The 11,556-nt window shown below is 69.9% G+C and carries 13 protein-coding genes and 1 rRNA gene; 8 read left to right on the forward strand and 6 right to left on the reverse strand.

Annotation, left to right across the window (positions count from 1 at the left end; genetic code table 11):
- Positions 1 to 157: 157 nt before the first annotated feature.
- Both ABZV31_RS14880 and ABZV31_RS14885 read right to left on the reverse strand, forming a co-directional pair.
- Positions 158 to 1,243 carry an S-adenosylmethionine:tRNA ribosyltransferase-isomerase gene (locus tag ABZV31_RS14880; RefSeq protein WP_355893006.1) on the reverse strand — a complete coding sequence of 362 codons (1,086 nt, stop codon included), beginning with the start codon at positions 1,241 to 1,243 and terminating at the stop codon, positions 158 to 160.
- Positions 1,240 to 1,935, reverse strand: a complete 696-nt coding sequence (locus tag ABZV31_RS14885) for an SDR family oxidoreductase (RefSeq protein WP_355893009.1) — start codon at positions 1,933 to 1,935, stop codon at positions 1,240 to 1,242. Before ABZV31_RS14885 ends, ABZV31_RS14880 begins: the two co-directional genes overlap by 4 nt.
- Positions 1,936 to 2,175: 240 nt before the next feature.
- Between ABZV31_RS14885 and ABZV31_RS14890 the strand changes: the two genes are divergently transcribed.
- The 3 genes from ABZV31_RS14890 (at position 2,176) to ABZV31_RS14900 (ending at position 4,356) form a co-directional block, all read left to right on the forward strand.
- Positions 2,176 to 3,321 carry a GAF domain-containing sensor histidine kinase gene (locus ABZV31_RS14890; RefSeq protein WP_355893012.1) on the forward strand — a complete coding sequence of 382 codons (1,146 nt, stop codon included), beginning with the start codon at positions 2,176 to 2,178 and terminating at the stop codon, positions 3,319 to 3,321.
- Positions 3,314 to 3,955 carry a response regulator transcription factor gene (locus tag ABZV31_RS14895; RefSeq protein WP_355893015.1) on the forward strand — a complete coding sequence of 214 codons (642 nt, stop codon included), beginning with the start codon at positions 3,314 to 3,316 and terminating at the stop codon, positions 3,953 to 3,955. The genes ABZV31_RS14890 and ABZV31_RS14895 overlap by 8 nt, the downstream gene beginning before the upstream one ends.
- A 155-nt stretch (positions 3,956 to 4,110) precedes the next feature.
- Positions 4,111 to 4,356: a chaplin gene (locus ABZV31_RS14900; protein ID WP_355893018.1), complete on the forward strand. Its 246-nt coding sequence runs from the start codon at positions 4,111 to 4,113 to the stop codon at positions 4,354 to 4,356.
- A gap of 175 nt (positions 4,357 to 4,531) precedes the next feature.
- Here ABZV31_RS14900 and ABZV31_RS14905 read toward each other — a convergent pair whose 3' ends face one another.
- Complete coding sequence (locus tag ABZV31_RS14905; protein ID WP_355893020.1) at positions 4,532 to 5,371, reverse strand: hypothetical protein; 840 nt, start codon at positions 5,369 to 5,371, stop codon at positions 4,532 to 4,534.
- 150 nt (positions 5,372 to 5,521) lie between these two features.
- Here ABZV31_RS14905 and ABZV31_RS14910 point away from each other — a divergent pair, with 150 nt between their 5' ends.
- The 3 genes from ABZV31_RS14910 to ABZV31_RS14920 all read left to right on the forward strand — a co-directional run bounded on the left by ABZV31_RS14910 (position 5,522) and on the right by ABZV31_RS14920 (position 7,901).
- Positions 5,522 to 6,313, forward strand: a complete 792-nt coding sequence (locus ABZV31_RS14910; RefSeq protein WP_355893023.1) for an ABC transporter ATP-binding protein — start codon at positions 5,522 to 5,524, stop codon at positions 6,311 to 6,313.
- A gap of 55 nt (positions 6,314 to 6,368) precedes the next feature.
- Complete coding sequence (locus ABZV31_RS14915) at positions 6,369 to 6,800, forward strand: NfeD family protein (RefSeq protein WP_355893026.1); 432 nt, start codon at positions 6,369 to 6,371, stop codon at positions 6,798 to 6,800.
- 132 nt (positions 6,801 to 6,932) lie between these two features.
- Entirely contained in the window at positions 6,933 to 7,901 is a 969-nt protein-coding gene (locus ABZV31_RS14920) for an SPFH domain-containing protein (RefSeq protein ID WP_355893028.1), read from the forward strand.
- Positions 7,902 to 7,975: 74 nt separating this feature from the next.
- On the opposite strand, the gene ABZV31_RS14925 is transcribed toward ABZV31_RS14920, so the two are convergent.
- The 3 genes from ABZV31_RS14925 to ABZV31_RS14935 form a co-directional block, all read right to left on the reverse strand.
- Positions 7,976 to 8,482: an HNH endonuclease gene (locus tag ABZV31_RS14925; RefSeq protein WP_355893029.1), complete on the reverse strand. Its 507-nt coding sequence runs from the start codon at positions 8,480 to 8,482 to the stop codon at positions 7,976 to 7,978.
- A 195-nt stretch (positions 8,483 to 8,677) separates the two neighbouring features.
- Positions 8,678 to 9,217: a YbhB/YbcL family Raf kinase inhibitor-like protein gene (locus tag ABZV31_RS14930; protein ID WP_355893031.1), complete on the reverse strand. Its 540-nt coding sequence runs from the start codon at positions 9,215 to 9,217 to the stop codon at positions 8,678 to 8,680.
- Positions 9,218 to 9,279: 62 nt separating this feature from the next.
- The gene (locus tag ABZV31_RS14935; protein ID WP_355893033.1) at positions 9,280 to 10,062 is read right to left on the reverse strand and encodes a sporulation protein; all 783 of its coding nucleotides are present in this window, start codon (positions 10,060 to 10,062) and stop codon (positions 9,280 to 9,282) included.
- A gap of 138 nt (positions 10,063 to 10,200) precedes the next feature.
- On the opposite strand from ABZV31_RS14935, the gene ABZV31_RS14940 reads away from it, so the two are divergent.
- The gene (locus ABZV31_RS14940; RefSeq protein ID WP_355893036.1) at positions 10,201 to 10,842 is read left to right on the forward strand and encodes a DNA-3-methyladenine glycosylase; all 642 of its coding nucleotides are present in this window, start codon (positions 10,201 to 10,203) and stop codon (positions 10,840 to 10,842) included.
- Between the two features lie 519 nt (positions 10,843 to 11,361).
- Positions 11,362 to 11,556, forward strand: a 16S ribosomal RNA gene (locus ABZV31_RS14945); the annotation flags it as partial.

Consider the following 11,556-nt stretch of genomic DNA (forward strand, 5'->3'; position numbering starts at 1 on the left):
AAAGGTGTGACGTACGATGCCCGCTAGTGGAGCGGGAACAGACGAAACGGGACAGACAGGGCCATCTGTCCCGTTCGCAAGGGGTTGCGTGTCTCCTATATCCGTTCGTACGTGATCCGCGTCCTATGCGCGTCCTCACATCGGCGGAAAGGTTTTCTCACCGACAGTTGCCACTGCAATGCTCTATGTGAGCGGTCTCCTCCGGGAGGAGGAGGTGCACATCGCCGAACTCGTGCCACAAGTAGTGGCCGCGCAGGGCCTGCTCATAACTTCGGTCGATCGCCGCCCGTCCCGCGACCGCCTCCAGCATCAGCAGATGCGAGGCCTCCGGTTCGTGCAGCCCGGTCAGCAGCCCGTCGACGACCCGCACCCCGCGCTCGGGCGTGACCACGAGATCGGTCCACCCGGCGGCCGCCCGGACCACCCCGTCCGGCCCGGTGGCGGACTCCACGGCCCGCACCGCCGTGGTCCCGACCGCGATCACCCGTCCCGCACCGGCCTTCGCCGCGTTGAGCAGCCGCGCCGACGCCTCCGGCACCGAGAACCGCTCCGGATACGGCGGCTCGTGCGCCTCGGTCGAGGCCACCCCCGTGTGCAGCGTGATCGGGGCGAACTGCACCCCCCGGCTCACCAGCTCCGCCACCAGCCGCGCCGTGAAGGGCCGCGCCGCACTCGGCATCTCCGCACTGCCCGCCCCGTCGGGGGACGGCACCGCGAACACCGTCTGGTACACGGACAGCGGCTGGTCCCGCTCCGTGTAGGAGTAGCGAATGGGCCGGCCGTGCTCCCGGAGCACCCCGAAGACCTCCGACCCCGCCGCCCGCGCCCACCACAACCGCTCGCTCCCCGCGCTGAGCGGCTCCTCCAGCACCAGCCGTACGCCCCCGGGCAGCTGCACCTGCGTACCCGCGGGCCCGCCCGCACGCGCGCGCGTGGTGCCCCGCCCGTCCGGATCCCGCAGCTCCACCGCCCAGCGCCCGTCGTCCCCGCGCGTGGAGAAGTGCACCACCACGCGCGCGTGCCCGATCCGCCCGTCCACCGCGGCGGCCAGCGTGGGGGAGGTGTTCACCACGAGCAGGTCTCCGGCCTCGAGCAGCCACGGCAGCTCCCCGAAGGTGTGGTGGGACACCTCCGTCCCACGCGACACCAACAGCCGTACGGCATCCCGGTCCAGCCCGGGGCCGCGCTGCTCGACCGGCACCCGCGCCGACAGCTCCTGCGGTACCTGCACCGCCGACGTCATCGCCCCTCCAGCAGGGACGGCGCCCCGTAGCGGCCGCTCACCGGACGCTCGTCCAGCAGCCGCAGGAAGGCCGGAACCACACTGGCCGGCGCAGGACGCGGCGCGTCGTCGTCCGGTACGGCCGCCGCGTACAGGTCGGTCGCCATGTCCCCGGGGTCGACCGCCCACACCCGCAGCTGCGGCTCCTCCACGGCGAGCACGGCCGCCAGGTGGTCCAGCGCCGCCTTCGACGCCCCGTAGCCGCCCCACATCTCGTAGGCCTCGGCGGCCGCGTCCGAACTGACGGTGATCAACGTGCCCGCCGCCGACTCCCGCAGCAGCGGCAGTGCCTCCTGGACCAGGCCCAGCGCGGCGACCGTGTTCACCTCCAGCGCCCGCCGCAGCCCCTCCAGGGGCAGCTCCGCCAGCCGTACCAGCGGCTCGGCCCCCAGCGCGCTCGCGTTGTGCACCACCAGGTCGACGCCCCCCAGCTTGCGCGCCGTCGCCACCAGCTCGGCCCGGTGCCCGGCGTCCGTGACGTCGCCGGGCAGGGCCTCCACCCGCGCTCCGTGCGCGGAGACGGCCCGAGCCGCCCGCGTGAGGACCCCGGCGTCCCTGGCGTCGAGCACCAGATCCCAGCCGCGCGCGGCCAGCGCCTCGGCCAGCGCCCGCCCCAGCCCCTTGGAAGCCCCCGTGATGATCGCTACCGGCATGACATCCGTCCCTTGTCGTGTGCGCCTCCTGATCGGCGTGGCGTTCACCGTAGGAACGGGGCACCCCGCACCGCCTCGGACGCGGGCCGCAAAGCGGCGGGGCCCTTCGCCCTAGGACGCCCGACGGGTCCCAGCCGCCCACCACACCCGCCCACGTCTGCGGCCCTAGGCCCACCGTCCTAGGCGGCGGCCGTCACAGGTCCGATCCGCGCTGTCACACCCCGCCGGTACCGTGAGGGCATGAGTCAAGGCCCCCGGTCCGGCCTCGCCGCGGTGAGCTCCGCGCTGCTGGCCATGAGCAGGCACCTCGAGGTGCGAGACGTCCTGAAGACGATCGTCGCCTCGGCCCGCGAGCTGCTCGACGCGCAGTACGCCGCCCTCGGCGTCCCGGACGACCACGGAGGTTTCGCCCAGTTCGTGGTCGACGGTGTCAGCGACGAGCAGTGGCGGGCCATCGGCCCGCTCCCGCGCCAGCACGGCATCCTCGCCGCGATGCTCCAGGAGGCAAAGCCCGAGCGCCTCGCCGACGTGCGCAAGGACCCGCGCTTCGAGGGCTGGCCGTCCGCCCACCCCGAGATGTCCGACTTCCTGGGCCTGCCCATCCGTGACGGCGACGAGGTCATCGGGGCGCTCTTCCTCGCGAACAAGAACTGCCCCAAACCAGAAGGAAGTTGCGGCTTCACCGAGGAGGACGAGGAACTCCTGTCGATCCTCGCCCAGCACGCCGCGATCGCCCTCACCAACGCCCGCCTCTACGAACGCAGCCGCGAGCTGACCATCGCCGAGGAGCGCTCCCGCCTCGCCCACGAGCTGCACGACGCGGTCAGCCAGAAGCTGTTCTCCCTGCGCCTGACGGCCCAGGCCGCCGCCGCCCTCGTCGACCGCGACCCGGTGCGCGCCAAGGGCGAGTTGCAGCAGGTGGCCGCGCTCGCCGCCGAGGCCGCCGACGAACTGCGCGCCGCCGTCGTGGAGTTGCGCCCCGCAGCCCTCGACGAGGACGGCCTGATCGGCACCCTCCGCACCCAGATCCAGGTCCTCGACCGCGCCCACACCGCGCGCGTGACCTTCGCCGCCCGTAGCTTCCGCGCGCTCCCGGCCGCCCAGGAGGAGGCCATGCTCCGCGTCGCCCAGGAGGCCCTGCACAACGCGCTGCGGCACTCGGGGGCGCAGCACGTCGACGTGACCCTCGACCGGCGCGGCTGCGGCGCCGTCCTCCGGGTCACCGACGACGGCAGCGGCTTCGACCCGAAGGCGGTACGCCGCGCCGGACGCCACCTCGGCCTGGTCTCCATGCGGGACCGGGCAAGCGGGGTCGGCGGCAGGCTGACGGTGGATTCGGCGCCCGGCAAGGGCACCGCGATCGAGATGGAGGTCCCCGGTGGCTGACCCAATCAAGGTGCTGCTCGTCGACGACCACCAGGTGGTCCGCCGGGGCCTGCGCACCTTCCTGGAGGTGCAGGACGACATAGAGGTCGTGGGCGAGGCGGCGGACGGCGCCGAAGGAGTCGCCCTGGCCGAGGAACTGAAGCCCGACGTCGTCCTCATGGACGTCAAGATGCCGGTCATGGACGGCGTCGAGGCGCTGCGCCGGCTCCGCGAACTCGACAACCCCGCGCGCGTGCTGATCGTCACCAGCTTCACCGAGCAGCGCACGGTGGTCCCGGCCCTGCGCGCGGGCGCCGCCGGGTACGTCTACAAGGACGTGGACCCCGACGCGCTCGCGGGTGCCATCCGCTCGGTGCACGCCGGGCACATCCTGCTGCAACCCGAGGTCGCGGACGCGTTGTTGTCCCAGGAGCGGGCCAACTCCGGCCAGGGCAGAGGAAGTTCGCTCACGGAGCGGGAACGCGAGGTGCTCGGCCTGATAGCGGACGGCCGCTCGAACCGCGAGATCGCCCGCGCCCTGGTGCTCTCCGAGAAGACCGTCAAGACCCATGTGTCGAACATCCTGATGAAGCTCGACCTCGCGGACCGCACCCAGGCCGCGCTGTGGGCCGTACGCCATGGCGTGACCGGCTGACACGTCTTGCCCACGGCAATACGGAAGGTTCCGCTCCGGACTGAGATTCATACCGTCGTGGGAATGTCCCCCAGATGGCGCATCCTCCGTGGATCTCCGCCGTTCTCCAGTGCGTGCTGCGGCGACTGCCGCGGCAGTCACAGGAGGGGTTAGAAGTGAAGAACCTGAAGAAGGCAGCGGCCGTGACGATGGTGGCCGGCGGTCTGATCGCGGCCGGTGGCGGTATGGCCTCCGCCACCAACGGCGCGTGGGCCGGCGGCCAGGCCGAGCACTCCCCGGGCGTCGTCTCGGGCAACCTCGTCCAGGCCCCCGTGGACATCCCGGTCAACGCCGTCGGCAACAGCGTCAACGTCATCGGCGTCCTGAACCCGGCCTTCGGCAACCTCGGCATCAACAACTGAGGCCCCCGCGCGTCCGTCGATGACCTCCGGCCTCCTGGGCACTCCCGGGAGGCCGGTCACTTCTCGGCGCAGGCCGGCGAAACTCAGCCCGTCCGGCGTTCGAGGACGAGACCGTGCAGACCGAAGCGGGGGCAGGAGGCGCTCACCCCGCTGCCGGACACCGGACAACCGGCGCTCACCGCACCCTCTTCTCCCGCTCCTCCACAACGGAGTTGTACGCAGCCACCTGCGCCCGCCGAGCCGTCCGCTCCACCGGCCGCAACGCAGCTGCCCGCGCCCCCATCTCCGCCGCACTCACGGCCCCACCGTGCCCGTTCTCGTACGCCAGGGACACCAGAATTCCCACCCGCTGCGCCAGCTCCAGCACCCGCACCGCCCGCGGTGGATACCCCGGCGCCAGCACCTCCCACCCCGGCCCGCCCGTCGCCCGACCACCCTCCCCCATCGAGGCGTTGCGCGCCGCCGCATCGACTCGCGCCCGATACGCGTCGATCGCCGCTTCCGCCACCGGCCCCGACGCGGCCACGTCAAGCCGCGACAACACCTCGGTCGCCTCCCGCAGGGCATCCGCCAGCTCCCGCTCGGCCTCACCCAGCGACGGCACATCGGCCGGCGGAGCCTCCCGCACCGGCAGCACCTGCCACACGACCTCGACATGCACATCACCGTCGGGCCCGGCCTCGTACACCTGAGGCACCAACCCCAACGCGGCGCCGTGGCAGATCACCGCCTCCTCGGCGTCCATCGCCCGCGCATTGAACTCCGGCGGCCCGCTCAGCCCCAGCGGATGCCCCGGCGCGGGCAGCGCGACCCGCAGCCCGGTCGCCCCCAGCGCCCGCAGCCGCCCCAGCGCGAGCGTGAGCCCGACGGGCGCCGACTCGCCGGGCAGCCCCTCCACCCGGTGGACGGCATCCTCGCCGACGATGGCGAGTACGGCGTCGTCCGGTGAGACAAGTCCGGCCAAAAGGGCGTTTCCCCATGCGGCAAGGCGTCCAGAGCGCGGTTCCGAGTGCATGCCCCCACCCTAAGGACCGGACCGATGGAACGGCCCGGCCGACCGGTGGCGTAGATTTCGTTGAGGGCTGCGTCCACCGGCGCGGCGGACCGAGCCACAGGCGTACGCGACAGCCGAGACCGGCACACTGCAAGGGGAGACAACGCGCTCATGAGCGATGTTCTGGAGCTTCAGGACGTATCCGTGGTCCGTGAGGGCCGGGCTCTGGTGGACCAGGTCTCCTGGTCGGTCAAGGAGGGCGAGCGCTGGGTCATCCTCGGCCCCAACGGCGCCGGCAAGACCACCCTCCTGAACGTCGCCTCCAGCTACCTCTTCCCCAGCAAGGGCACCGCCACCATCCTCGGCGAGACCCTCGGCAAGGTCGACGTCTTCGAGCTGCGCCCCCGCATCGGCGTGGCCGGCATCGCCATGGCCGAGAAGCTCCCCAAACGCCAGACCGTGCTGCAGACCGTGCTGACCGCCGCGTACGGCATGACGGCCGGCTGGCAGGAGGAGTACGAGGACGTCGACGAGCAGCGCGCCCGCGCCTTCCTCGACCGCCTCGGCATGAGCGACTACCTCGACCGCAGGTTCGGCACCCTTTCCGAGGGCGAGCGCAAGCGCACCCTGATCGCCCGCGCCCTGATGACCGACCCCGAGCTGCTGCTCCTCGACGAGCCCGCGGCCGGCCTCGACCTCGGCGGCCGCGAGGACCTCGTACGCCGCCTCGGCCGGCTCGCCCGCGACCCGATCGCCCCCTCGATGATCATGGTCACGCACCACGTCGAGGAGATCGCCCCCGGCTTCACCCACGTCCTGATGATCCGCCAGGGCAAGGTGCTGACCGCCGGTCCGATCGAGCTGGAACTCACCTCCCGCAACCTCTCCCTCTGCTTCGGTCTCCCGCTCGTCGTCGAACAGGTCGGCGACCGCTGGACCGCTCAGGGCCTCCCGCTGTCCTGAGCAGCCCCCCTTCGCGCCCTGTCCGCGGCACGACCCGCGGTTCTACCATGACCATGTGAACGACATCGACGCATGGGTGTGGTGGCTCGTCGGCGCGGCAGCACTCGGCATCCCGCTCGTGGTGACCGCGATGCCGGAGTTCGGCATGCTCGCGGTGGGTGCCGTCGCCGCCGCGGTCGTCGCCGGGCTCGGCTTCGACGTCGTGATTCAGGTACTCGCCCTCATCGTCGTCTCGGTCGCCCTCATCGCCGTCGTACGGCCCATCGCGGCCCGGCACAGCGCGCAGCGACCCCAACTCGCCACCGGCATAGACGCCTTGAAGGGCAAGCAGGCCGTCGTACTGGAGCGAGTCGACGGCTCCGGCGGCCGGATCAAGCTCGCCGGGGAAGTCTGGTCGGCGCGCTCCCTCGACACCGACCGCGCCTATGAAGTGGGCCAGGAGGTGGACGTCGTCGACATTGACGGGGCGACGGCGATCGTCTTGTGACCTCGCAGGACGCAGATGATCCGAACACCCCACGAGGCACGCGACGGTCTGTCAGACTCGACCAGCAAGATCTTCAACAGCCATAAGATCTTCCGAAAGCGCCGAGGCGGAGAAGGGTACGGGGAGCCGACGATGGAACCGGTCATCATCGTCTTGATCATTCTGGTGGTGTTGGTCTTCATCGCCCTGATCAAGACCATCCAAGTCATCCCGCAGGCCAGCGCCGCCATCGTCGAGCGCTTCGGCCGTTACACGCGGACACTCAACGCGGGCCTCAACATCGTCGTCCCGTTCATCGACACCATCCGCAACCGCATCGACCTGCGCGAACAGGTCGTGCCGTTCCCGCCGCAGCCGGTGATCACCCAGGACAACCTGGTCGTCAACATCGACACCGTCATCTACTACCAGGTGACCGACGCCCGGGCCGCCACCTACGAGGTCGCCAGCTACATCCAGGCCATCGAGCAGCTCACCGTCACCACGCTGCGCAACATCATCGGCGGCATGGACCTCGAGCGCACCCTGACCTCCCGCGAGGAGATCAACGCGGCCCTGCGCGGCGTCCTCGACGAGGCCACCGGCAAGTGGGGCATCCGCGTCAACCGCGTCGAACTGAAGGCCATCGAGCCCCCGACCTCCATCCAGGACTCGATGGAGAAGCAGATGCGCGCCGACCGCGACAAGCGCGCCGCGATCCTCACCGCGGAAGGTACGCGCCAGGCCGCCATCCTCACCGCCGAGGGCGAGAAGCAGTCCCAGATCCTGCGGGCCGAGGGTGAGGCCAAGGCCGCCGCCCTGCGCGCCGAGGGCGAGGCCCAGGCCATCCGCACCGTCTTCGAGTCCATCCACGCCGGCGACCCCGACCAGAAGCTGCTCGCCTACCAGTACCTGCAGATGCTCCCGAAGATCGCCGAGGGCGACGCCAACAAGCTCTGGATCGTCCCCAGCGAGATCGGCGACGCCCTCAAGGGCTTGTCCGGCGCCATCGGCAACTTCGGCCCGATGGGCGGAGGTTCGGGCGGCAGCGGGAACTCCGGAACGTCCGGCAACAGCGGCGGTTCTGGCCCGGAGCGCCGCGAGAAGCCGTCCATCGACTGACCCAACGGCGGCCGTACGACACTGGGGCCCACCTCCGTTGGAAGGTGGGCCCGAGTCCTGCGTACGGCTGTCGCCTACGCCGCCGACTGCACCAGCCACTCCGGCAGCGCGTCGAAGTCGTCCTGCCCCAGCGCCAGCAGCATCGCATCCGCCGGCGTCGGCTCGAACGGCTGCCGCAGCAGCGGCATCCCCGCCTGCTCCGGAGTCCGGTTGGCCTTGCGGTGGTTGTCCTCCGCGCACGCGGCCACCGTGTTCAGCCAGGTGTCCTGCCCGCCCTGCGACCGCGGGACCACGTGGTCCACGGTCGTCGCCCGCCTTCCGCAGTACGCGCACCGGTGCCGGTCCCGTACCAGCACACCCCGCCTCGACCACGGTGCTTGTCTTCGGAAGGGCACCCGTACGTACCTGCACAGCCGGATCACCCGGGGCGCCGGTATGTCGACCGCGGCTCCGCGCATCCGCAGTTCGGGGTGGACCTGCTCGACGACGGCCTTGTCCTGGAGCACCAGAACGACGGCTCGGTTCAGCGTCACCGTCGACAACGGCTCGAAGCTCGCGTTCAGTACCAGCGTGTCCCGCATACCAGCCCACCTCCCGTGTGCACCGGCCCACCCCTTGGCGGGCTGGATCAACTCTGGCCGGGCACGTCGGGATGGACAACGCAATATCTGCTGCTCCACGAGGGGTGACCCTCGCGCCCCCGGCAACAAAAATGCCCGCCTCTGATCACTTCCAAGACCAGAGGCGGGCAAACGTTCAGTGAACGCTCGGCTGACTCAGCCCTTGTCGGGGTTCTCGTACTCGCCGATCAGCTGGGCCCGCGCAATCGTGTGGAACCGCAGGTTGAAGCCCACCACCGCGGGAGAGGCATCCGAGTCCGGACCGAGCTTCTCCTGGTCCACGGCGTACACCGTGAACACATAGCGGTGCGGCCCGTCCCCGGGAGGCGGCGCGGCACCGCCGAAGTCCTTCGTCCCGTAGTCGTTCCGCGCGTGCACGGCCCCCTCGGGCAGCCCCTCGAACCTGCCGCTGCCCGCCCCCGCCGGCAGTTCCGTGACCGAGGCCGGGATGTCGAACACGACCCAGTGCCAGAACCCGCTGCCCGTCGGGGCGTCCGGGTCGTAGCAGGTCACGGCGAAGCTCTTGGTCTCGGGCGGGAAACCCTCCCAGCGCAGGTGCGGCGAGACGTTCCCGCCCGCGAGCACCTGAGCCTCCTTGAGCGTCGCGCCCTCGTGGACGTCGTCACTCGTGACCGTGAAGGACGGCACGGGCGGATGAAAGTCGTGGGGGAGCGGCCGCCTCTTGTGCTCGGTCACCTCGGTACCTCCTGATCGGTTCCTGGGTGATTCCTGGTCAGCGGAATCATCAGTTCCCGAGCCTAGAACCAGTTGCGCCTGCTGCCGACCTCGGAGATCCACTGGTGCAGATACGCCGCCCAGTCGGTCCCCTGGTAGTCGTGCAGACCCACCTGGAACGACCGGAACGTGTCGCTGCCCTCGCTGAACAGCCCCGGCTTCTTGTCCATCTCCAGCACGACGTCCATCGCGTGCTCATCGGCCACGAAACTCAACTCGACCTGGTTCAGCCCCCGGTACTGCGACGGCGGGTAGAACTCGATCTCCTGGTAGAACGGCAGCCGCTGCCGCGTACCGCGGATGTGGCCGCGCTCCATGTCCGCGTTCTTGAAGCGGAAGCCGAGCTGGATGAAGGCGTCCAGGATCGCCTTCTGTGCCGGCAGCGGGTGCACGTTGATCGGGTCCAGGTCACCGGAGTCCACCGCACGCGCGATCTCCAGCTCCGTGGTCACACCAATGTGCATGCCCCGCAGCGACTGCCCGTCGATCATCGTGATCGGCGTCTCCCACGGGATGTCGAGCCCGAACGGCACCGCGTGCACGGCCCCCGCCTGCAGCTCGAAGGCACCACCGAGCCGCACCTTGGTGAACTCGATGTCCTGCTTGTACTCCTGATCGCCGCTCTCCACCTCGACCTTGGCCTGCAGTCCGACCGACAGCCCCTCGATCTGCTGGTTGACGGACCCACCCTGGATCCGCACCTCGCCCTGGACGACGCCGCCCGGAACGACATTGACCTCGTTCAGCACCGTCTCGACCGAGGCCCCGCCGGCCCCCAGGCTCGCGAGCAGCTTCTTGAACGCCATGACTCTCCCTTTACGTGTGGATCCTCGATCCCTACATACGCGATCCGACCGCGACCGGTTCCGCGCCCACACCGTGGCAACGGGACGGATCCCTGACCACCCCTTGGCACACACCCGTCTGGATTAGGCTCGGACGCCATGATCGCGCCCACGGACCGTACGCCCCTACCCAGAGAGTTCTTCGACCGCCCCGTCCTGGAGGTCGCCCCCGACCTCCTGGGCCGCATCCTCGTACGGACGACTCCGCACGGTACGATCGCCCTCCGCCTCACGGAGGTCGAGGCCTACGACGGCCCGAACGACCCCGGCTCCCACGCCTATCGCGGCCGCACGGCCCGCAACGGCGTGATGTTCGGTCCGCCCGGCCATGTGTACGTCTACTTCACCTACGGCATGTGGCACTGCATGAACCTGGTGTGCGGACCGGAGGGCCGGGCGAGCGCGGTCCTGCTCCGCGCCGGCGAGATCATCGAGGGCGCCGAGCTGGCCCGCAAACGTCGAGTCTCGGCCCGCAATGACAAGGAACTGGCCAAAGGACCGGCGCGCCTGGCCACGGCCCTGGACGTGGACCGGGCCCTGGACGGCACCGACGCCTGCGCCGCCGGCGATACGCCCCTGCGGATCCTGGCTGGCACCCAGGTGCCGCCCGACCAGGTACGCAACGGGCCGCGCACGGGAGTGGCCGGGGACGGCAGCGTCCATCCCTGGCGCTTCTGGGTCGCCGACGACCCGACGGTGAGCCCGTATCGGTCCCATGTACCGAGGCGCCGCCGAAGTTGACGCGCCCCTGGAAGGTGCGTAAGGTAGCCCGAGCCGCTGAACCGGGTACGGCGAACGCCTGCAGCCGGAGCGGCCAACCCACTACCTACGATTACCCCTCAGCGGGGTCGAATTTGGCATGCCCGCATGCCTGAATTCGAACTCGCGGGACTCGATTATGAGTCCGCGGAAGAATCGGCTAACGTAGCGAATGCCGAAAGGCCGACGGGCAAAAGCCCGCAGGCTTGAGGCAACTCCCGCCGACCGGGAATCGGATCAAGAAAAGATCTGATAGAGTCGGAAACACCGAAGGGAAGCGCCCGGAGGAAAGCCCGAGAGGGTGAGTACGAAGGAAGCGTCCGTTCCTTGAGAACTCAACAGCGTGCCAAAAGTCAACGCCAGATATGTTGATACCCCGTCTCCAGCACCTGCTGGGGCGAGGTTCCTTTGAAAAAACACAGCGAGGACGCTGTGAACCGAGGGGACTATTCCTCCTCTTGGTTCCGCTCTCGTGATGTGTCACCGGATTACCGGTAAACATTCACGGAGAGTTTGATCCTGGCTCAGGACGAACGCTGGCGGCGTGCTTAACACATGCAAGTCGAACGATGAACCGGCTTCGGCCGGGGATTAGTGGCGAACGGGTGAGTAACACGTGGGCAATCTGCCCTGCACTCTGGGACAAGCCCTGGAAACGGGGTCTAATACCGGATACGACACAGGACCGCATGGTCT

The sequence above is a fragment of the Streptomyces sp. NPDC005202 genome, from assembly GCF_040608235.1.
Lineage (GTDB): Bacteria > Actinomycetota > Actinomycetes > Streptomycetales > Streptomycetaceae > Streptomyces.